Origin of the sequence: Aquabacterium sp. OR-4 (assembly GCF_025290835.2) — a bacterium.
GTDB lineage: Bacteria > Pseudomonadota > Gammaproteobacteria > Burkholderiales > Burkholderiaceae_C > Pseudaquabacterium.
In genome coordinates this window covers 1,485,749-1,505,594 of the sequence record NZ_JAOCQD020000001.1, presented here as the reverse complement: position 1 = coordinate 1,505,594, position 19,846 = coordinate 1,485,749, and the positions used below count along the sequence as shown (strand labels likewise).

Here is a 19,846-nt window from a genome sequence, read left to right as displayed (position 1 = left end):
GGCGCGATGATAGGCAGGCCCTGAGCCGCGGCTGGCCGTTTTCGGGCCTGTGCATGGCGCGCCCCGCCGGCCCGCAGCGCGCTACATCGGCTTGAACAGGTGCACGTAGGCCCGGCTCACCGGCAGCTCGTGCGGCCAGCCGTGCAGGCGCAGCCACAGGCGGCTGGCCTCGTCGCGCCGGGTGCCGGCCAGGTGCGCCAGGTTGACCAGGGTCGAGCGGTGCACCTGCACGAACTGCTGCGCATCGAGCTGCGCCGCCAGCTCGACGATGGGCGTGCGGATCAGGTGCTCGGCGCCGGCCGTCTGCACGCAGGTGTACTTGTCGTCGGCGCGAAAGAACAGCACCTGCTCCACCGCCAGCTGGTGGGTCAGGTCGCCGGCGCTGGCACGTATCCAGCGCAGCGGCGGGCTGGCCGGCGGGGCCGGGGCCTGGGCCAGCTGGCGCAGGGCGGCCAGCAGCCGGGCATCGGCGGCCGGCGCGGGGGCCTGGCCCGTGGCGGCCGCGTGGTCGGCTGCCAGGTGCTGCTGCAGCCGGGCCACGGTGCGCGCCAGGCGCTCGTGGCTGACTGGCTTGAGCAGGTAGTCGAGTGCCTGCTGGTCGAAGGCCTGCACCGCATGCTGGTCGTAGGCGGTGACAAAGACCACCCGGGTCGGGCCTTCGATGCCCTCGGCCACGTCCAGCCCGCTCTGGCCGGGCATCTGGATGTCCAGAAAGGCCAGGTCGGGCTGCAGCGCGGCAATGCGCTCGGCGGCCTCGTCGCCGTGGCGCGCCACGGCCACGATGCGCAGTGCCGGCCAGGCCGTGGCCAGCTGGGCCACCAGGGCGCGGGCCAGCGCGGGTTCGTCATCGGCCACCAGGGCCGTGGGCGCGGGGCGGCCGTGGGGCAGGCGGGCGGGGTGTTCCGGCAGGCGGTCTGTCATGGCGTCATCGTGTGCCCGGGGGATGGCAGCGTGGCAGCGTGGCAGCGTGGCAGCGTGGCAGCGTGGCAGCGTGGCAGCGTGGCAGCGTGGCGGCATGGCTTCAGGTGGGCGGGGCCTGCAGCGGCAGCACCAGCGTGGCCCGCGTGCCGGGGTGGGCCGCCACCACGCTCAGCGTGGCCGCCGTGCCGTAGCGCGAGGCCAGGCGCTCGCGCAGGTTGTGCAGGGCCACGCCGTTGCCGCGGTGGCCAGGGTGGCCGGGGCGGGGCGGGGCATCGAGGCCGCGGCCGTTGTCGTGCACGCTCAGCACCAGCCGGCCATCCAGCACCCGCGCCTGCACGGTGACGGTGCCGCCGTCGATGGCCGGCTCCAGCCCGTGGTGGATGGCGTTCTCGATCAGCGGCTGCAGCAGCAGCGGCGGCACCACGGCGGCGGCGGCGGCCGGCTCGGCCTCGATGCACACCTGCAGCCGGTCTTCCATGCGCAGCTGCATCAGCTGCAGGTAGGTGCCGGCCAGCGCCAGCTCGTCGGCCAGCGGGCCGTCGTCGCGGCGCAGCGCGCCCAGCGCGTGGCGCAGGTGGTCGGTGAAGGCCTGCAGCATCTGCCGCGCGCGCGGCGGGTCGGCCTCGATCGTGGCCACCACGCCGGCCAGGGTGTTGAACAGGAAGTGCGGTTCGATCTGGCCCTGCATCAGCTTGAGCTGGGCCTCGGTGGCGCGGCGCTCGGCCTCGAGCTGGCGCGCCTTGGCGCTGAACCACAGGTGAAAGCCCAGGCCGATCAGCAGCGACAGCAGCAGCGAGCCGGTGACATCGATGCGGGCCTGCCCGCCCAGGTAGTGGCGCACCGGGCCGAGGTCGAAGCCCGCCAGCTGCATGCCCAGCGGCCAGCCGATGGCCATGCCTACCAGCGTCACCAGCGTGAACACCAGGCTGCGCCGCCACATCGGCCAGCGGCGCAGGCGCGCCACCGTGAGCCAGGTTCGGCCGAGCACTTCGTGCATCAGGTGGATCAGGGCGCCGATGCTCAGGCTGACGATCAGGTTGCGCCCGTACCAGAGCGCCCAGCCGGCCGGGCTGACGCGGCAGCCGTTGCGGCAGTGCACCAGGTAGCCGATCACCGTGAAGATCAGCGCGATGGCCATGCAGAAGGCCAGCGTGCACAGCCAGGCCAGGCACCAGTCGCGGCTGAGCAGGGCCGGGCGGTGGCGCCAGTCGTGCCAGTTGCGCCAGGCCTGCTGCCACAGGTTCGGGCGGGCGGCCGGGGCGGGCCCGGCCGGAGCAGCGGTGGCGGTGGCGGTGGCGGTGGCGGCAGCGGCAGCGGCAGCGGGGGTGTTCATGCCGGCGCAGTGTAGGCAGACCGCCCTGGCGGGCACGGGGCTTGCGACAGCCGGCCAGCCGCTGGCGCCAATCAACGGCAGGGGCGGCAAACGGGCGGCCCGGGCCCGGGCGCCGCGTCTGCCCCGGGGCCGCGTCAGCGGCGTCATGGGGGCTGCCTACAATGCCGCCCGGTCTTCCTTTCACAGTACACACCCATCCCATGCAAGTCCACGCCAGTGTCTTCAAGGCCTACGATATCCGCGGCGTCGTCGGCAAGACGATCGACGAGACCTTTGCCGAGCACCTGGGCCGCGCCTTCGGCAGCGAGGCCGTTGCCGCTGGCGAGAAGGCCGTGGCGGTGGGCCGCGATGGCCGTGTCTCGGGCCCCGGCCTGGCGGCAGCGCTGATCCGCGGCCTCAAGAGCACCGGTCTCGACGTGGTGGACCTCGGCGCCGTGACCACGCCGATGCTGTATTACGTGGCCGCCACGCGCAGCGCGCAGGGCTGCAGCTCGGGCATCCAGGTCACCGGCAGCCACAACCCCAAGGACTACAACGGCTTCAAGATGGTGCTGGCCGGCCGCGCCATCTATGGCGACGACATCCAGAAGCTGCGCCAGCGCATGGAGTCCGAGACCTACACCGCCAAACGCGGCCGCGTCGGCAAGATGGACATCCTGGCCGAGTACACCCAGCGCATCCTGGGTGATTGCCAGCTCAAGCGGCCGATGAAGATCGTGGTCGATTCGGGCAACGGCATTCCGGGCGCCAGCGCGCCCGGCATCCTGCGTGCGATGGGCTGCGAGGTGGTCGACCTGTACTCGCAGGTGGACGGCGACTTCCCCAACCACCACCCCGATCCCAGCAAGCCCGAGAACCTGGAAGTGCTCAAGACCGTGGTGCGCGCCACCGGTGCCGAGCTGGGCCTGGCCTTCGACGGCGACGGCGACCGCCTGGGCGTGGTCACCGCCGGCGGCAACATCATTTATCCCGACCGGCAGATCATGCTGTTCGCGCGCGACATCCTCAAGCGCAACAAGCGCGCGCACATCATTTTCGACGTGAAGTGCTCGCAGCGCGTGCCCGAGGTCATCAAGGCCGCCGGCGGCAAGCCGCTGCTGTGGAAGACCGGCCACTCGCTGGTCAAGGCCAAGCTCAAGGAAATTGGCGCGCCCTTTGCCGGCGAGATGAGCGGCCACCTGTTCTTCGGCGAGCGCTGGTACGGCTTCGACGATGCCATGTACACGGCCGCCCGCCTGCTCGAGATCCTGAGCCGCGAGAAGAACCCCAGCGCCGTGCTTGACGCGCTGCCCACCAGCTTCTCCACCCCCGAGCTCAACGTGCCCTGCGCCGAGGGCGAGCACCACCAGGTGGTGGCCGATCTGCTGGCTCGCGTGGCCGATGGCCGCCTGGCCTTCCCGGGCGGCGAGGTTGGCACCATCGACGGCCTGCGCGTCGACTTCGCCGACGGCTTCGGCCTGATTCGCGGCAGCAACACCACGCCGGTGCTGGTGCTGCGCTTTGAAGGCCACAGCGCCGAGGCGCTGGCGCGCATCGAGAAGCAGTTCATGGCCGCGCTGCGCGAGGTCAAGCCCGACGCGCACATCCAGCAGGCCGCGCACTGAGCGCAGGGCGCCTGTCACCCGCCACGCGAGCTGCGCTGATGTTGCGCACCGGCTGGCAGGCTGTGGTGCGCGCCGTCTACGGCGCGCTGCTGTGGCTGGCCACGCCGCTGTACCTGCTGCGCCTGTGGCGGCGCGGCCGCAGCGAGCCGGGCTACCGCGAGCACCTGGCCGAGCGCCTGGGGCGTTATGCCGAACCGGCGCCGGCGCCGGGCGCGCTGTGGCTGCACGCCGTCTCGCTGGGCGAGGCGCGCGCCGCGCTGCCGCTGGTGGAGGCCTTGCGCCGCCACCGGCCCGGCTTGCGCATGCTGTTCACCCACGGCACGGCCACCGGCCGCAGCGCCGGCCAGCGCCTGATGCAGCCGGGCGACCTGCAGGCCTGGCTGCCCTATGACACGCCGGGTGCGGTGCAGCGCTTTGTGCGCCACTTCCGCCCCAGCGTGGGCGTGCTGATGGAAACCGAGATCTGGCCGGTGCTGCTGCACGAGGCCCAGCGCGCCGGCGTGCCCATGGTGCTGGCCAATGCCCGCCTGTCGGAGCGCAGCGCCGCCAAGGGCGCGCGCCTGGGCGCGCTGCTGCACCCGGCGGCCGCGCGCCTGGCCAGCGTGCTGGCGCAGACACCCGACGACGCCGAGCGCCTGCGCGCGGCCGGGGCGCTGACGGTGAAGGTGGTCGGCAACCTCAAGTTCGACATGACGCCGCCGCCCATGCTGCTGGCGCGCGGCCTGCAATGGCGCCGCGCGCTCAACCGGCCGGTGGTGATGATGGCCTCCAGCCGCGAGGGCGAGGAAGAGCCGCTGCTCGACGACTGGGCCGCGCTGCCCAGGCCGCGGCCGCTGCTGCTGCTGGTGCCGCGGCACCCGCAGCGTTTTGACATGGTGGCCAGCCTGGTGTTCAGCGCCGGCCTGACGCTGGCGCGCCGCAGCCGCTGGGTGAACACGCCGCCCGACGACGCCTACGGCGTCGACGTGTGGCTGGGCGACACGGTGGGCGAGATGCCGCTGTACTACGCCTGCGCCGATGTGGCCCTGCTGGGCGGCAGCTTCGAGCCGCTGGGCGGGCAGAACCTGATCGAGGCCGCCGCCTGCGGCTGCCCGGTGGTGATGGGCCCGCACACCTTCAACTTCGCCCAGGCCGCCTGGCATGCCGAGCAGTGCGGCGCCGCGCGCCGCGTGGCCAGCCTGCAGCAGGGTGTGGATGTGGCGGTGATGGCGGTGCAGGACATGGCCCGCAACCAGTGGGTCGACCGCGCACTGGGCTTTGCCGCCGCCCACCGCGGCGCCGCTGACGAGATGGCCAGCGAGGTGCTGGCCCTGGCCGGGCCGCCTTACTTGGCCAGCAAGGCCTCCAGCGCGTCCACGTCGCCCGGCTGAAGCAGGCCGGCGGCCTGGCGCAGCTTCAGGCTGGTGAGCAGCGCGTCGTAGCGCGCCTTGGCCAGATCGCGCTGGGTGTTGTAGAGCTGCGATTGCGCGTTCAGCACGTCGAGGTTGACGCGCACGCCCACCTTGTAGCCCAGCTGCGTGGCGTCCAGCGCCAGCTTGGTGGACGACTCGGCCGCCTCCAGCGCCTTGACCTGGCCCTGCAGCGACTGCACGCCCAGGAACGCACTGCGCGTGCCCAGGGCCACGGCGCGGCGGGCGGCCTCGAGGTCTTGCCGGGCCTTGTCTTCGAGCACCAGGGTTTCCTTCACCCGGTTCTGGATGGCATAGCCCGAGAACAGCGGCACGGCCAGCTGCACGCCCACCGTGGTGGTGGTGGTGGTGCCGGGCCGGCCGAACGAGTCGGTCACCGCGGTGCCGCGGCTGTCGCTGCCGGCCAGGCGGCCGATCAGGTTGACCGTGGGCAGGTGGCCGGCCTTGGCCTTCTCGGTCTCGAGCCGCGCCACCTCCATGCCCAGGCGCGCCTTGCGGATGCCGGGGTGGCGGTCTTCGGCCTGGTTGACCCACTCGTCGGCATTGGCCGGCAGCACGGCCGGCAGCACCAGCGGCAGCACCGGGCCACGCGGCACCACGCCGGCGCGGCCCACCAGCTGGTCGAGCGCCACGCGCTTGGTCTGCAGGTCGTTCTCGGCCACCAGCTCGCGGGCCTGGTCGAGGTCGAAGCGGGCCTGGGCTTCACGCGTGTCGGTGATGGTGGCGGTGCCGACCTCGAAGTTGCGCTTGGCCGAGGCCAGCTGCTCGGTGGTGGCCTTCTTGGCCGCCTGCTGCGCCGACAGCGCATCCTGCGCGGCCAGCACGTCGAAATAGGCCTGGGCCACGCGCACGATCAGGTCCTGCTCGGCGCTGTCGAGGTCGCTGCGGGCCAGCTCGAGGGCGCGCTGGGCCTGATTGAAGGTGGCGTTGTTGGCGCGGTTGAACAGCGTGTAGCTGCCTTCGGCGGTGAGGGTGGCGTTGGTCAGCGCGGTGTTGTTGGCGCCGGGCAGGTTGGATTCGGCGCGGCTGGCCGAGCCGGTGAGCTGGGCGCTGGGCAGCTTCAGCGCATTGGCCTGCGCCGCCTTGTGCACCGCCGAGTCGGCCAGCGCGCGGGCGGCCAGGTAGGTGGCGTCATAGGCCCGTGCGGCCTCGTACAGGGTCTTCAGGCTCTGCGCCTGGGCCAGGCCCGGCAGCGCCGCCAGGCCGGCTCCCATGACCAGCAGGCTGGAGCGGATCGCGGCGGTGGTCAGGCGCAGGGGCGTGCGGGGCATGGAAACAGTCCTTTGACGGGCGTTTGGAATGGGGGCGGGGTCAATAACGCGGCACCGACGCATCCACCTGCGTGGACCAGGCGTCGATGCCGCCGTGCACGTTGTACACATGGGCATGGCCCTGGCGCTGCAGGTATGCGACGCATTGCAGGCTGCGCATGCCGTGGTGACACAAAGCGAGGATGGTCTGCGCGGGGTCGAGCTCGTCCAGGCGCTGCGGCAGCTCGCCCATCGGCAGGTGCAGCAGGCGTGTGCCGGGCAGCTCGAGCCGGGCGGTCTCGAGCTCCCAGGCCTCGCGCACGTCCAGCAGCAGCGGCGGCGCGCTGCCGGGCTGGGCCGCGTGCTGGGCGATGAAGCTGGCGAGATCCTGCACGCGGATCTGGCGCAAGGGGGCGGTCATGGCGGCGGCGGTGATCGAACGGGGAGGGGGGACGGGCGCGGGCTTGAGTGGGCGGGTGCGGCCGGCTCAGAAGCTGAAGCGCGACGGTTCGTCGAAGCCACGCAGGCGCGGCTGCACGGTGTCGAACAGCGGCTGGGTCTGGAAGGCGGTGTCCGACAGGCGCGTGATGCGCACGGCGCGCATCACCGGCTCGTTGCCCACCACGGCGATCAGCCGGCCGCCCGGCTTGAGCTGCTGCAGCAGTGCCTTGGGCTGCTGCGTGACCGAGCCCGACAGCACGATGACATCGAACGGCCCCTCGGCCGCCAGGCCGGCGCTGCCGTCCATCTCGCGCACGCTGGCGTTCACCACGCCGGCGCGCTGCAGGTTGTGGCGCGCCAGCCTGGCCAGCGCGGGCTTGTCCTCGAGCGACAGCACCGACTGCGCGCGGTGCGCCAGCAGCGCGGCCATGAAGCCCGAGCCGGCGCCGATCTCGAGCACCTTCTCGTGGCGCTGCACCTGGGCGTCCTGCAGCAGGCGGGCCTCGACGCGCGGGCACAGCATGCATTCGCCCTCGGGCAGCGGGATCTCGATGTCGCTGAAGGCCAGCGCGCGGTGCTCGGCGGGCACGAAGTCCTCGCGGCGCACGATGGCCAGCAGCGAGAGCACGGCGGTGTCGAGCACGTCCCAGGGACGGATCTGCTGCTCGATCATGTTGAAACGGGCCTGTTCGACGTTCATCGCGGGTCCTGGTATACGGTGGAGGGGTATCGCGGGGCGGGAGAACCCGAATTCTAGAGGGGGCTCTGACCGCCAGCTTGCGCCGACGCCGCCGGCTGAGCCTGGTCAGCCGGGGGGCTGGCATGGCGCGGCTGCCAGCGCCGCCGCAGCCAGGCGCCGAGGTCGTCGAGCCAGCCGTAGATCACCGGCACCACCACCAGGGTGAGCACGCTGGAGGTGATGACGCCGCCGATCACCGCCTGGCCCATCGGCGCACGCTGCTCCGAGCCTTCGCTGAGCGCCAGCGCCAGCGGCAGCATGCCGAAGATCATGGCCAGCGTGGTCATCAGGATCGGCCGCAGGCGCACCCGGGCGGCATGCAGCAGCGCATCGGCGCGGGCCATGCCGTCGGCGCGGGCGCGGTTGGCAAAGTCGACCAGCAGGATGGCGTTCTTGGTCACCAGGCCCATCAGCATCACCACGCCGATGATCGAGAACATGTTCAGCGTGCTCTTCCAGATCAGCAGCGCGCCGACCACGCCGATCAGCGTGAGCGGCAGCGAGCTCATCAGCGCGATCGGCTGCAGCACGCTGCGGAACTGGCTGGCCAGGATCATGTAGATGAACACCACGCCCAGCAGCAGGGCCTGCACGGCGTAGACGAAGGACTCCTGCATGTCCTTGGTGCTGCCGCCGAAGCGGTAGCTGTAGCCCGGTGGCAGCGGCGTGGCGTCGAGCATGGCGCGCACATCGGCCGACACCTCGCCCAGCGCGCGGCCGCTGGTGTTGGCGGTGATCTCCGACTCACGGTTCTGGTCGCGCCGGTTGATCTGGTTGGGGCCGGTGCCGGGGCGCAGATCAACCACCTGGGCCAGCCGCACGCTGCGCGCCGAGCCATCGGCGTTGCTGCCGGTGAGCAGCGGCACGCGCGCCAGGTCGGCCAGGTTGGCGCGGCTGTCGGGCGCCAGGCGCAGCTTGACCTCGTAGCTTTGATCGTCGGCGGCGCGCCAGTCGCCCAGCGTCTGGCCGGCCACCAGGGCTCGCAGCGTGCTGGTGATGCTGCCCACCGACAGGCCCAGGTCGGAAGCCACGTCGCGCTTGACCTCCACCGCCACGGTGGGCTTGGGCGGCTTCATGCTGGTGTCGAGATCGGCGATGCCGGCAATGGTGGCCAGGCGCGGCATCAGGCTGTCGGTCAGGCGCTGCAGCGTGGCCAGATCGGGGCCCTGCAGCGACAGCGAGATCGGCTTGGCGCCGCCCACGGCATCGAGCAGGCCGACATGCGTGACGGTGATGCCCGGCACCCGCGCCAGCTGCTCGCGCAGCGGCACCGACAGCTGGTCGACCGAGCGCGTGCGCTGCTTGCGGTCGACCAGGCGCACGAACACGCTGGCGTAGTTGCGGCCCTGGGCCTGGCCGGTGTTCACCGTGGCCAGCGTGCTCTGCACCTCGGGCATGGCGCGCAGGATGGCGTCGACCTGGCGTACGCGCGCCTCGGTCAGCGCCAGCGGCGTGCCCACCGGGGTGTAGAAGGTGACCGTGCTTTCGCTGAAGTCGGCCTTGGGCACGAACTCGGTGCCCACGCGCTTGACCAGGGCCAGCGCCAGCACCAGGGTGCCCAGCGCAATGGCCACGGTGATCAGCGGATGGGCCAGCGACCAGGCCAGCGCACGCACATAGCCGTTGCCCAGGCGGTGCGAGCCGCGATCCACCCAGTGGGTCAGGCGGCCCAGCGTGTGGTCGTACAGGTTGCGCGGCACGAAGGGCTGGCCTTCGCGGTCGATGGCCGGGTCGTGCCACACGCTGCTCATCATCGGGTCGAGCGTGAAGCTCACGAACATCGAGATCAGCACCGCGGCCACGATGGTGACGCCGAACTCGTGGAAGAACTTGCCGATGATGCCGCCCATGAAGCCGATGGGCAGGAACACCGCCACGATCGACAGCGTGGTGGCCAGCACCGCCAGGCCGATCTCCTGCGTGCCGTCCAGCGCCGCCTGGTGCGCGCTCTTGCCCATCTGCACATGGCGCACGATGTTCTCGCGCACCACGATGGCATCGTCGATCAGCAGGCCCACGCACAGGCTCATGGCCATCAGCGTGAGCATGTTGATCGAGAAGCCGGCGATGTGCATGACCAGGAAGGTGCCGATCAGCGCGATCGGCAGCGTCAGGCCGGTGATGACCGTGGAGCGCCAGCTGTTGAGAAACAGGAACACGATGCCGATGGTGAGCAGCGCGCCCTCGATCAGCGTGCGCTGCACATTGGCCACCGACAGGCGGATCGGCCGCGAGCCGTCGCGCACCACCTCCACGGCCATGCCCCTGGGCAGCTGCGGCGTCAGCGCGGCCACGGCCTGCAGCAGGCCGTCGACGACCTGGATGGTGTTCTCGCCCTGGCTCTTCTGCACCTCCAGGCCGATGGTGCGCTGGCCGTTGTAGAGCGCCAGGGTCTCGATCTCTTCGGGGCCGTCCTGCACATCGGCCACCTGGCCCAGGCGCACCGGCTGGCCGTTGCGCCGCGCGACGACGATCTTGGCCAGGTCTTCGGGCCGGCCCACGCGGCCCTCGATCTGCACGATGCGCTCCGACTCGGCCGAGCGCAGGCTGCCGGCCGGCAGGGTCTGGTTCTCGGTGCGCAGCGCGTTGGTCAGGGCGTCGATGCCCACGCCGAAACCTTCCATGGCCTGCGGCCGCAGGTAGACGTTGACCTCGCGCCTGACGCCGCCCACCAGGGTGACCGCGCCCACGCCGCGCACGTTCTCGATGCGCTTGCGGATCACCTGGTCGGCGTGCGTGGTCAGCTCCTGCACGCTGCGGCTGCCGTCGGGCGAGGTGATGGCCAGCGAGAAGATCGGCCGCGAGGCGGGGTCGAAACGCGAGACGCGCGGCTCTTTCACCTCGTCGCGAAAGCCGGCCTTGACGATGGCCAGCTTCTCGCGCACGTCGTCGGCGGCGCGGCGGCCCTCGACGTCGAGGTTGAACTGCACGATCACCACCGAGGTGCCCTCGTAGCTGCGCGAGAACAGCTGGCTGATGCCGGCGATGGTGTTGATCGACTCCTCGACCTTCTTGGTGACCTCCTGCTCCACCACCTCGGGCGAGGCGCCGGGGTAGTCGACCTGCACCACCACGGTGGGAAAGTCGATGTCGGGAAACTGGTCGACCTTCAGGCGCTGGTAGCCCACCAGGCCCAGCACCACGAAGGCCAGCATGACCATCACGGCCATCACCGGATTGGCGATCGAAACACGGGTGAACCACATGGCGGCGGGCCCGGTGTCAGTGCGTCTTGGCCGGCGCGGCGGCGCTGGCGGGCGCCGTGGCGGCGGGCAGCTGCAGCCTGACGCCGGCGGCCACCAGGCCGGTGCTGGCGGCCAGCACGCGCTCGCCCTCGGCCAGGCCGGCGCTCACCTCCACCCAGTCGCTGCCGTCGACCTGGCCGCGCTGGCCCAGCGTGAGCCGGCGGTGCTCGGCGCGCTCACCGGCCAGCACCACGGCATAGGGCCGGGCCTGCTCGGTGCGCACCGCCGACAAGGGAATGGCCAGGACGCTGCGGCGCTCGAGCTCGACCACGCCGCGCGCGAACAGGCCGCTGCGCAGCCCCGGCTGGCCGGCCAGGCGCAGATAGGCCGGCACGGTGCGTGCACCGGCCACGGCGCTGGGGTTGATGCGCACCACCGTGGCGGCCAGCGGCTCGCCGCCGCCTTCCACGCTGAGCCGGGCGCGGGCGCCCACGCGCAGCGCCGGCACATCCTGCGGCGCGATGGCGGCCTCAAGCTCCAGCGTTGACAGGTCGACGATCTCGAGGATGCGCCCGTCCACCGCCACACGCTCGCCGGGCTGGGCCAGGCGCTGCGACACCAGGCCGCTGATCGGCGCGCTGAGGGTGGCGTCGGCGCGCGCCTTGCGGGCCAGCTCGACGGCAGCCTGGGCGGCCGCCAGGTTGGCCACCGCGGCGGCCTCGTTGGAGACCGAGGTTTCCAGCGCGGTGGGCGAGATGAAGCCCTGTGCCACCAGCGCCTTGTTGTTGGCCAGCTGGCGCTGCGCGATCTCGAGCTGGGCCTTGGCCGCAGCGGCCTGCTGCTCGGTCTGGCGCAGCCGCCAGTCGAGCTCGGTGGGGTCGATCTGGGCCAGCACCTGGCCGGCGCGCACGCTGTCGCCCTCGCGCACGCTCAGCTGCCTGAGCTCGCCGGCCACGCGTGCCTTGAGCACGGCACTGTCGGCCGCCTCGAGCGTGCCCGACACCTCGATCACCCGCGCCAGCTCGGTGCGGCGGGCGGTGATCAGGTCTTGCGCGGCCAGCGCCAGCGCCGGCTGGGCCGCGGCACTGGCCGCCGCAGCGGCTGCCGCGGTGCCGGCCTTGGCGGGCTCGGCCGGCGGGCCGCCGCGCAGCAGGCGCAGGCCCAGCCAGGCCACGATCAACAATGCCACGGCGGGCAGCAACCAGCGTTTCCAGGACGTCATCGGTGTATGCGTTGCAGGTGTTCGGTTGAGGGCTCAGGCCTGCGGTGGCGACGGCGGCGGCGGCGGAGAGACAGGGTGGGGCGCGCCGTGCTGCAGGCCGGCCAGCACCAGCTGGATGTGCCGGCTGATGAACTCGCGGCCTTCGAGCTGCCAGTTGAGCTGGCAGGCGCCCAGTGAATGGCGGTGCAGGCAGATCATGATCAGCGGCAGCACCAGCGAGTGCACCGCATGCTCCACCGGCACGTCGCGAAACTCGCCGGCAGCAATGCCGCGCTGCAGCACCGTGCCCAGCAGCTGGTGCGCGGGTTCGACCACTTCCTGGAGGTAGAAGTTGGCGATCTCGGGGAAGTTGCGCACCTCGGTGATGATCAGCTTGAACACCCCAGCCGACGGGCTTTCATAGAGCTGCGTCCACCAGTCGACCAGGATCACGTTGAGCAGGGCGCTGGCGCTGCCGTCGTGGGCCGCGGCCAGCTCGGCACCGGCGCTGATGCGGGTGCCCAGGTTGTGCGCGATCACCGCCTTCAGCAGCTCTTCCTTGCTGGGAAAGTAGAGGTACAGCGTGCCCTTGGACACACCGGCGCGCAGCGCCACCTCCTCGGCCCGGGCCGACGCGAAGCCTTTTTCGACAAACAGCGACAAGGCCGCGTCGAGCAGCTCCTGCGGACGGGCTTGCTTGCGGCGGCGGCGTTGCGCGGGCTCCTGGGCGTCAGGCGGCTCGCCAGCGTCGGGCGGGGTGGGATGGGACAAGGGAGATTGATTAATGACTGACCGGTCAGTAATGTAGTCGCCCGGGCCAAGCGTGGTCAAGGCGGGATCGCCCGGGGGGCTTGGTGGCCTGGCCGCGCAGCGTGCCCGGCCGTGCCTCGGGCCCCTGTGCTGCCAGCCTTCCTAGAATGCGGGCCCGCCAACCAATCTGCCTGCATGAACCTCGCCCGCCGACATCTGCTGCGCCGCAGCACCCTTGTGGCCCTGCCCATGGCCGGCGCGCTGCCGCTGGGCTGGCTGGCCGGTTGCGCCGGCATCGGCGGCCCCACCGTGGTGACGCTGGGCGAAACCGAGCTGGGCCTGCTGCTGGGCCGCGCGTTTCCAGCCCACCGCCGCCTGCTCGAACTGGTGGATGTGACCCTCAGCACGCCGGCGCTGCGCCTGCTGCCCGAGCGCAACCGCCTGGCGCTGGGCCTGGACATCGCGGCGCAGGAGCGGGTGCTGCGCAAAAGCACCCGCGGCCGCCTGATCTTTGACAGCGCGCTGCGCTATGACAGCCTGGACGCCACGGTGCGCCTGCAGCAGGTGCGCGTGACCCAGCTGAGCTTCGACGGCACGGCCGGCCTGCCGGCGGCGCTGGAGGCGGCCGTGGCCGCGGTGGCTGCCGCGCCCATGCCCACGCCTGCAAACACGCCTGCAAACACGCCGGCAAACACAGCCACACCCACGCCCGTGCCGGCCGCGGGCGCGCCGGCGGCCGGCAGCCTGGCGCAGCGGCTGGGCCAGGTGCTGGCCGAGCGCATGCTCGAGAACCTGCAGCTCTACCAGTTCAGCGCCGAGCGCCTGGCCAGCCTGCGCCAGCTGGGCCTGCAGCCCGGCGCGGTGACGGTGACCGCCCGCGGGGTCGAGATCACGCTGGCCCGCAGCGCTGGCTGAGAGGGTGAGTGCCCGGGGTGGTGACGCCGGCTGCGCCGGCGCGCATGGGCCCGGCCGATCAATGTGCTGCGCCGCAGCATCGTGACCCGGGCCGGTCACCCCCCGCGGCTATCATCCGCGGCTTTGCCGGCGCTCGCAGCCGGCCCAGCCATCGAACTGAGAGGAAGTGGGCGTGGATCTTCTGCTGTTGGTCAAGGCGGCCGTGATGGGCGTCGTGGAAGGGCTCACCGAGTTTTTGCCGATCTCGTCGACCGGTCATCTGATCCTGGCCGGCTCGCTGCTGGGCCTGAACGACGAGCGCGGCAAGGTGTTCGAGATCGCGATCCAGACCGGCGCCATTTTCGCGGTCATCATCGTCTACTGGCAGCGCCTGCGCGATGCGGTGACCGGCCTGGCCAGCAGCCCGGCGCAGCGGCGCTTCGTGGCCAATGTGGGCATCGGCTTTGTGCCGGCGGTAGTGCTGGGCCTGCTGTTCGGCAAGGCCATCAAGGCGCACCTGTTCACGCCCACGGTGGTGGCCAGCACCTTCATCATCGGCGCCTTCGTGATCCTGTGGGCCGAGCGGCGCGCCGCCACGGCGGTGCGCATCGAGTCGGTGGACGACATGACCCCGCTGGACGCGCTGAAGGTTGGCCTGGTGCAGTGCTTCGCGATGATTCCGGGCACCAGCCGTTCGGGCGCCACCATCATCGGCGGCATGCTGCTGGGCCTGTCGCGCAAGGCGGCCACCGATTTCAGCTTCTTCCTGGCCATTCCCACGCTGATCGGCGCCGGCCTGTACAGCCTGTACAAGGCGCGCGACCTGCTGCACATCGCCGATCTGCCGATGTTCCTGGTGGGCCTGGTGGCGGCGTTCATCAGCGCCTATGCCTGCGTGCGCTGGCTGTTGCGCTACATCGCCAGCCACAGCTTCGTGCCCTTTGCCTGGTACCGCATCGTGTTCGGCGTGGTGGTGCTGGTCACCGCCCACATGGGCTGGGTGGTCTGGGCCGATTGATTCGCCGATGGATGCGCCGATGGATGGGCCGGCGGGCCGGCCGGCAGGCCGGGCAGGGGCTCAGGCGATGCGCCGGAACATCAGGTCCCACACGCCATGGCCCAGGCGCAGGCCGCGGGCCTCGAACTTGGTGAGCGGGCGCAGCTCGGGCTTGGGCGCAAAAGCCTCGGCCGTGTTGGCCAGCGCCGTGCAGCCACCCAGCACATCCAGCATCTGGTGGGCATAGGGCTCCCAGTCGGTGGCGCAGTGCAGCCAGCCGCCGGGTGCCAGCCGGCTGGCCAGCAGCTCGACGAAAGGCGGCTGGATCAGCCGGCGCTTGTGGTGACGCTTCTTGTGCCAGGGATCGGGAAAGTAGATGTGCAGGCCGGCCAGGCTGTCGGGCGCCACCATGTGCTCGAGCACCTGCACCGCGTCGTGCTGCAGGATGCGCAGATTGCCCAGGCCGCGCTCGCCGATCTCGCGCAGCAGCGCGCCCACGCCGGGCTCGTGCACCTCGATGCCGATGAAGTCGAGATCCGGCCGCGCCGCGGCGATCTGCGCCGTGGCCTGGCCCATGCCGAAGCCGATTTCCACCACCAGCGGCGCCTGGCGGCCGAACACCGCCGCGGCATCCAGCCGCTGGCCGCTCGAACCGGTGTAGGGCAGCACGTACTGCGGCCCCAGCTCGCGCAAGGCACGCACCTGGCCGCTGCCCATGCGCCCGGCACGCAGCACAAAGCTGCGCACCGGGCGGTGCGCAGCCGCCGCGCTGGCCTGGGAGCTGTCGCCGGCCTGGGGGCTGTCGCTGGCCTGGGGGCTGTCGCTGGTGTGGCCGGGTTCGGTCGAGGGGTCCGCCAGGGTGGCTGGGTCGGCGCTCTGGGGCGTCTGGGGTTCGTGCATGGCGCGGGGCAAAAGAAGAACTGGCGGCCGGGCCGGGGGCTGATGCGGGCATCACCCCGGGCTGGCCCGCCTAGGCTGGCGGGGTGCGAGATTCTGCCCGAAGCCCCATGACCGGCCCGCCAGCCAAAGCCAAAGCCGCCGCCTCGGTGCTGGCGGCCGGCGCCGCCTCGGCGCCTGCGCCCGGTGGCCGCCGCCAATGGCTGGCCGGCAGCGCCGCCGGCGTGCTGGCCCTGGGGGCGGGCGCCTGGCCGGCCGGCGCACTGGCGCGGGTGGCGGGCTCGGCCGCGCCGGCCCGCGCGCCAGGTCTGGCCGCACCGGCCCGCGAGGCGGGCGCGGCCTCACCGGCCCGCGCGCCGGTGGTGCTTCCAGCGCCGCTGCGGGCCATCTGGGCGTCCTGCGGCCTGCCCGACAGTGCGCTGGGCCTGCACGTGCAGGCGGTGGACGGTGCCAGCGCGCCGCTGGCCAGCCTGAATGCCGAGCATCCCTATCAGCTGGCCAGCACGGCCAAGATCGTCACCACGCTGGCCGCCTTCGACCTGCTGGGCGCCGACTACTGCTGGCGCACCCGCGCCTACCTGGACGGCCTGCTGCGCCAGGGGCGGCTGCTGGGCGATCTGGTGATCCAGGGCGGCGGCGATGCGCGGCTGAACTCGGCCGAGCTGCGGCAATGGTTCGTGCGCCTGCACGAGCAGGGCGTGCAGGACGTGCTGGGCGACATCGTGCTGGACCATTGCGGCTTCCAGCTCACCGGGCAAGACCACGCCAGCACGCCGCCGCCATCGCCCGAGCGGCCGCACCATGCCTGGCCCGATGCCTTCACGCTGGACGACGGCCGCCTGCGTGCGGCCGGCGATCTGGCCGGTGGCGGCGCCGCGGTGCGCACGCCGCTGCAGGCCAGTCTCAGCGGCTCGCGCATCGACAGCGTGGTGGCCCAGCTGTGGCGCGCCAGCGGCGGGCGCCTGCGCGGCCGGGTGCGCGAGCGCCGCATCAGCGATCTGGCGCCCGGCACGCCGCGCGATGGCGCCGGCCGGCCGCTGGCAGTGTGGTCGGAGCACCGCTCGCCGCCGCTGCCCGAGCTGGTGCGCGAGATCAACAAGACCAGCGACAACCTGGCCGCGCGCAACCTGATGCTGAGCATGTCGCCCGGCTTTCCGCAGCGGGCGGCCACACTGCCGGCAGCGCGCCAGCGCCTGGCGCAGTGGCTGCAGCGCCAGGGCCTGGCGGCCGACGATCTGGCGGTGGACACCGGCTCGGGCCTGTCGCGCGACGAGCGCGGCAAGGCCCGCGCCATGGTGCAGCTGCTGCGCGCGGCCTGGCGCTCACCGCGGTCGCAGGGGTTCGTGCAGTCGCTGCCGGTGGCCGGCGTGGACGGCACGCTGAGCCACCGCATGACCCGCGGCCAGGCCACCGGCCGCGCCTTCCTGAAGACCGGCACGCTGCTGGACACCCGCGCGCTGGCCGGCTATGTGCACGGCCGCGACACGGTGTATGCCGTGGCCGTGCTGGTCAACCACCCCGAGGCGCCGCGCGCCACACCGGCGCTGGATGCGCTGGTGGAGTGGGTGGCCGCGCGCGCCTGACCCCTGCGCCGCCCGCTCGGGTGGCGGCCGCCGCTGGCCGGCGCGGGTGTGCCCGGCACGCGGCGGGCCTCACCACGGCACGTTGACGCTGGCCACCAGGGTGCGCCCGCGGCCCCGGTAGCAGTGGCCGTCCTGGCACGACAGGTAGCGCTTGTCGGTCAGGTTGGTGGCGTTGAGGCCCAGCTTGGCGCCTGGCAGCAGCGCGTTCAGGGTGTAGCCGATGCGTGCATCAACAAGGGTGTAGCCGGCATTGCGCACGGTGTTGGCGGCGTCCGCAAAGGTCTCGCCGGTTCTGCGCGCGCCCAGGCCCAGATCCAGGCCTTGCAGCCAACCGCTGCCAAAACGCTGGTGCACCCAGACGCCGGCCATGTGCCCGGGCGTGGTGACCGGCCGCTTGCCTTGCGTGCCGTCGTTGCTGCGGGTGATGCGGACATCGCCCAGGCTGTAGCTGGCAGACAAGTCCAGCCCGGTGGCCAGGCTCAGGCTCGACTCCAGTTCCACCCCGCGCGAGCGCATCTCACCGGTCTGCACGCTGTTGACCTCGTTGGCCGGATCGCGGGTCTTGACGTTTCGCTGCACCAGGTTGAACACGCTGAGGGTGTGGCTGACGCGCCCGCCGTCGGGCTGGTACTTCACGCCCAGCTCGGCCTGCCGGCCTTGGGTGGGCTTGAAGGCCTCACCCGCCAGATTGCTGCCGAACTGCGGGATGAAGGAGGTGGCCACGCTGGCGTAGGGCGACCAGGTGTTGTCGATGCGGTAGAGCAGGCCCAGGCTGCCGGTGCTGGCGTGGTCGGTCTGCCGCGTGCGTGCGCCGGTGCTCAGGTCGGTCTCGGCCTTGCGCACCGTGTCGCGCCGCAGCCCGGCCGACAGGCGCCAGGAGCCCACCGTGATCTGGTCGGCGAGGTACAGGCCGGTCTGGCTGCCCTTCATGCCTTGTTCAACCAGCACCGTGTCGGGCCGGGTGACCGTCTGGTGGTGGTCGGGGTTCGTCAGGCTGATCGACGGCGCGCTGCCGTACAGGTAGCGCACCTGCGCCGTCAGGCGGGCGTGGTCGAGCCCCAGGCTGAGCGTGTGCTGCAGCGCGCCGGTGGACAGCCGGGCCTCCAGCGCCGTGTCCACGGCCAGTGTGCGCATGGTTTCGTAGACGCCGTAGCTGTCGCGCAGCACGGTGGCACCATCGGCGTCCAGCGTGCCGTCCAGGTACTGGTTGTCGGTGCGCACCCGGGCATGGCGCAGGTTCTGGCGCAGGCTCCAGGCGTCGGACAGCCGGTGCCGGGCCTCGTAGCCCAGCGCCCACTGCGTCTGCTTCAGGCCGTCGAAGTCGACATCGCCATCCCAGAACTCGGTGAGCGTGCCGTCCGGCAGCTGAAACGGCTTGGGCGATCCCGCGGTCTCGAAACGGCTCCAGTGCGAGAGCACGGTGACCTGGGTGCGTGCCGACGGTGTCCAGCTCAGCGCGGGGGCCAGGTAGGTGCTGTCGTCGTTGACACCCACCGTGCCGGTGTTGGCCTTGCGGGCCAGGCCCACCAGGCGGTACTGCCAGTCGCTGTTCGGCACCAGTTCGCCACCGAGGTCGAACTGGGCCTGCCGGTGCTGGTGGGTGCCCGCCTGCACCTCCACCTCACGCACGGCGTCGCGGCTGGGCCGCTTGCTGACCCGGTTGACCAGGCCGCCCGGGCTGATCTGGCCGTAAGTCACCGAATCGGGGCCCTTCACCACCTCCAGGCGTTCCAGCGCATAGGGCTCGGTATGGGCATACGACAGCCATCCGGAATTGGGCTGGCGCAGGCCGTCGCGGTAATCGGCATCGGTGGTGACATCGAAGCCACGCACGACGATCTCGTCAAAGCGTGGATCGTTGCCCGACATGCCCACCTGCACGCCGGCCGTGTAGGCCACGGCATCCTCCACCGTCAGCACCTTGCGGTCGCGCATCTGGTCTTCGGTGATCACCGACACCGCGCGCGGCGTTTCGGCCAGTGGCAGATCAGACCTGGTGGCGCCCAGGCTGCGCCTGGCCACGTAGCCGGTCACCGGCCCGGTCGCCGTCTCCTGCTCGGCCCCGGCCTTGACCATCACTGCGGGCAGCACGGCCTCACGCATCACCGCCGGCGCTGGCGTGCCTGGCGCGGGCCCGGCCGCCTTGCGCAGGGCAAAACCGCCGCCCGGCAGCGGCACGGCCTCCAGGCCGCTGCCGCGCAGCAGCACATCCAGCCCGGCCGACACTTCATGCGCGCCGTGCAGACCCTGGCTGCGCAGGCCCGCAAGCCAGGCCGGGTCATAGCTCAGGTTGATGCCCGCCACGCGCGCAAAGCGGTCGAGCGCCGCCTCCAGCGGACCGGCCGGCACGGCGAAGGTCTTGAACCCCGCCTCTTGCCCGGCGACCGTGGGCGCCGACGGCTGCGCCGGTGCCTGGGTCTGAGCCTGGGCCTGGGCCTGGGCGAACAAGGCCAGCAAGGCGGCCTGCAGCGCGCGCGCCAGGCGCGTGCGCGGCATCAACGGCGGGTGCTTGCGGTGGATGGGCTGTCGCGTGGCGGCAGCAACTGGGGTGCGGTGATGGGTCATCGGTGCTTCTCTGGGCAAGACGGGTGGCAAGCGCCCGGGTTGCGCGGTTCAAGCTCTTCAAAAGCCAGGCCGCGAGG

Annotated in this window: 15 protein-coding genes; 5 read left to right on the top strand and 10 right to left on the bottom strand. The window is 72.0% G+C overall.

What is annotated here, in order from left to right; translation table 11 throughout:
* Positions 1 to 81 precede the first annotated feature (81 nt).
* Together N4G63_RS06400 and N4G63_RS06395 are read right to left on the bottom strand one after the other, a co-directional pair.
* The gene (locus tag N4G63_RS06400) at positions 82 to 921 is read right to left on the bottom strand and encodes a LytR/AlgR family response regulator transcription factor (protein ID WP_260785544.1); all 840 of its coding nucleotides are present in this window, start codon (positions 919 to 921) and stop codon (positions 82 to 84) included.
* Between the two features lie 100 nt (positions 922 to 1,021).
* Entirely contained in the window at positions 1,022 to 2,254 is a 1,233-nt protein-coding gene (locus N4G63_RS06395; protein WP_260785545.1) for a sensor histidine kinase, read from the bottom strand.
* Positions 2,255 to 2,454: 200 nt separating this feature from the next.
* Here N4G63_RS06395 and N4G63_RS06390 point away from each other — a divergent pair, with 200 nt between their 5' ends.
* Together N4G63_RS06390 and N4G63_RS06385 are read left to right on the top strand one after the other, a co-directional pair.
* Positions 2,455 to 3,858, top strand: a complete 1,404-nt coding sequence (locus N4G63_RS06390) for a phosphomannomutase/phosphoglucomutase (protein ID WP_260785546.1) — start codon at positions 2,455 to 2,457, stop codon at positions 3,856 to 3,858.
* A gap of 38 nt (positions 3,859 to 3,896) precedes the next feature.
* Complete coding sequence (locus N4G63_RS06385; protein WP_260785547.1) at positions 3,897 to 5,228, top strand: 3-deoxy-D-manno-octulosonic acid transferase; 1,332 nt, start codon at positions 3,897 to 3,899, stop codon at positions 5,226 to 5,228.
* On the opposite strand, the gene N4G63_RS06380 is transcribed toward N4G63_RS06385, so the two are convergent.
* The 6 genes from N4G63_RS06380 to N4G63_RS06355 all read right to left on the bottom strand — a co-directional run bounded on the left by N4G63_RS06380 (position 5,183) and on the right by N4G63_RS06355 (position 12,854).
* Positions 5,183 to 6,538: a TolC family outer membrane protein gene (locus N4G63_RS06380; protein WP_314599479.1), complete on the bottom strand. Its 1,356-nt coding sequence runs from the start codon at positions 6,536 to 6,538 to the stop codon at positions 5,183 to 5,185. The two genes, N4G63_RS06385 and N4G63_RS06380, sit on opposite strands and share 46 nt — an antisense overlap.
* 40 nt (positions 6,539 to 6,578) lie before the next feature.
* Positions 6,579 to 6,938, bottom strand: a complete 360-nt coding sequence (locus tag N4G63_RS06375; protein WP_260785549.1) for a rhodanese-like domain-containing protein — start codon at positions 6,936 to 6,938, stop codon at positions 6,579 to 6,581.
* A 66-nt stretch (positions 6,939 to 7,004) separates the two neighbouring features.
* On the bottom strand, positions 7,005 to 7,658 hold the full coding sequence (locus tag N4G63_RS06370; protein ID WP_260785550.1) for a protein-L-isoaspartate O-methyltransferase family protein: 654 nt from the start codon (positions 7,656 to 7,658) through the stop codon (positions 7,005 to 7,007).
* 53 nt (positions 7,659 to 7,711) lie between these two features.
* A complete protein-coding gene (locus tag N4G63_RS06365) occupies positions 7,712 to 10,903 on the bottom strand; it encodes an efflux RND transporter permease subunit (RefSeq protein WP_260785551.1) in 3,192 nt (1,063 codons plus the stop codon).
* Positions 10,904 to 10,919: 16 nt separating this feature from the next.
* Entirely contained in the window at positions 10,920 to 12,104 is a 1,185-nt protein-coding gene (locus N4G63_RS06360) for an efflux RND transporter periplasmic adaptor subunit (RefSeq protein ID WP_260785552.1), read from the bottom strand.
* 33 nt (positions 12,105 to 12,137) lie between these two features.
* Complete coding sequence (locus tag N4G63_RS06355) at positions 12,138 to 12,854, bottom strand: TetR/AcrR family transcriptional regulator (protein ID WP_260785553.1); 717 nt, start codon at positions 12,852 to 12,854, stop codon at positions 12,138 to 12,140.
* Positions 12,855 to 13,028: 174 nt separating this feature from the next.
* Here N4G63_RS06355 and N4G63_RS06350 point away from each other — a divergent pair, with 174 nt between their 5' ends.
* Positions 13,029 to 13,748, top strand: a complete 720-nt coding sequence (locus N4G63_RS06350; protein ID WP_260785554.1) for a hypothetical protein — start codon at positions 13,029 to 13,031, stop codon at positions 13,746 to 13,748.
* 172 nt (positions 13,749 to 13,920) lie between these two features.
* Positions 13,921 to 14,745: an undecaprenyl-diphosphate phosphatase gene (locus tag N4G63_RS06345; RefSeq protein WP_260785555.1), complete on the top strand. Its 825-nt coding sequence runs from the start codon at positions 13,921 to 13,923 to the stop codon at positions 14,743 to 14,745.
* Positions 14,746 to 14,805: 60 nt separating this feature from the next.
* Here the strand turns inward: N4G63_RS06345 and trmB are convergent, their stop codons facing one another.
* Positions 14,806 to 15,624: a tRNA (guanosine(46)-N7)-methyltransferase TrmB gene (gene trmB, locus N4G63_RS06340; protein WP_443112011.1), complete on the bottom strand. Its 819-nt coding sequence runs from the start codon at positions 15,622 to 15,624 to the stop codon at positions 14,806 to 14,808.
* Between the two features lie 107 nt (positions 15,625 to 15,731).
* On the opposite strand from trmB, the gene N4G63_RS06335 reads away from it, so the two are divergent.
* The gene (locus tag N4G63_RS06335; protein ID WP_260785556.1) at positions 15,732 to 17,204 is read left to right on the top strand and encodes a D-alanyl-D-alanine carboxypeptidase/D-alanyl-D-alanine-endopeptidase; all 1,473 of its coding nucleotides are present in this window, start codon (positions 15,732 to 15,734) and stop codon (positions 17,202 to 17,204) included.
* 69 nt (positions 17,205 to 17,273) lie between these two features.
* On the opposite strand, the gene N4G63_RS06330 is transcribed toward N4G63_RS06335, so the two are convergent.
* Positions 17,274 to 19,769 carry a TonB-dependent siderophore receptor gene (locus tag N4G63_RS06330; RefSeq protein WP_260785557.1) on the bottom strand — a complete coding sequence of 832 codons (2,496 nt, stop codon included), beginning with the start codon at positions 19,767 to 19,769 and terminating at the stop codon, positions 17,274 to 17,276.
* Positions 19,770 to 19,846 lie beyond the last annotated feature (77 nt).

What these genes read in the sequence shown, in the direction of transcription:
- N4G63_RS06400 (WP_260785544.1), bottom strand. Translation starts at nt 921, where the DNA reads ATGACAGACCGCCTGCCGGAACACCCCGCCCGCCTGCCCCACGGCCGC.
- N4G63_RS06395 (WP_260785545.1), bottom strand. Translation starts at nt 2,254, where the DNA reads ATGAACACCCCCGCTGCCGCTGCCGCTGCCGCCACCGCCACCGCCACC.
- N4G63_RS06390 (WP_260785546.1), top strand. Translation starts at nt 2,455, where the DNA reads ATGCAAGTCCACGCCAGTGTCTTCAAGGCCTACGATATCCGCGGCGTC.
- N4G63_RS06385 (WP_260785547.1), top strand. Translation starts at nt 3,897, where the DNA reads ATGTTGCGCACCGGCTGGCAGGCTGTGGTGCGCGCCGTCTACGGCGCG.
- N4G63_RS06380 (WP_314599479.1), bottom strand. Translation starts at nt 6,538, where the DNA reads ATGCCCCGCACGCCCCTGCGCCTGACCACCGCCGCGATCCGCTCCAGC.
- N4G63_RS06375 (WP_260785549.1), bottom strand. Translation starts at nt 6,938, where the DNA reads ATGACCGCCCCCTTGCGCCAGATCCGCGTGCAGGATCTCGCCAGCTTC.
- N4G63_RS06370 (WP_260785550.1), bottom strand. Translation starts at nt 7,658, where the DNA reads ATGAACGTCGAACAGGCCCGTTTCAACATGATCGAGCAGCAGATCCGT.
- N4G63_RS06365 (WP_260785551.1), bottom strand. Translation starts at nt 10,903, where the DNA reads ATGTGGTTCACCCGTGTTTCGATCGCCAATCCGGTGATGGCCGTGATG.
- N4G63_RS06360 (WP_260785552.1), bottom strand. Translation starts at nt 12,104, where the DNA reads ATGACGTCCTGGAAACGCTGGTTGCTGCCCGCCGTGGCATTGTTGATC.
- N4G63_RS06350 (WP_260785554.1), top strand. Translation starts at nt 13,029, where the DNA reads ATGAACCTCGCCCGCCGACATCTGCTGCGCCGCAGCACCCTTGTGGCC.
- trmB (WP_443112011.1), bottom strand. Translation starts at nt 15,624, where the DNA reads ATGCACGAACCCCAGACGCCCCAGAGCGCCGACCCAGCCACCCTGGCG.
- N4G63_RS06335 (WP_260785556.1), top strand. Translation starts at nt 15,732, where the DNA reads ATGACCGGCCCGCCAGCCAAAGCCAAAGCCGCCGCCTCGGTGCTGGCG.
- N4G63_RS06330 (WP_260785557.1), bottom strand. Translation starts at nt 19,769, where the DNA reads ATGACCCATCACCGCACCCCAGTTGCTGCCGCCACGCGACAGCCCATC.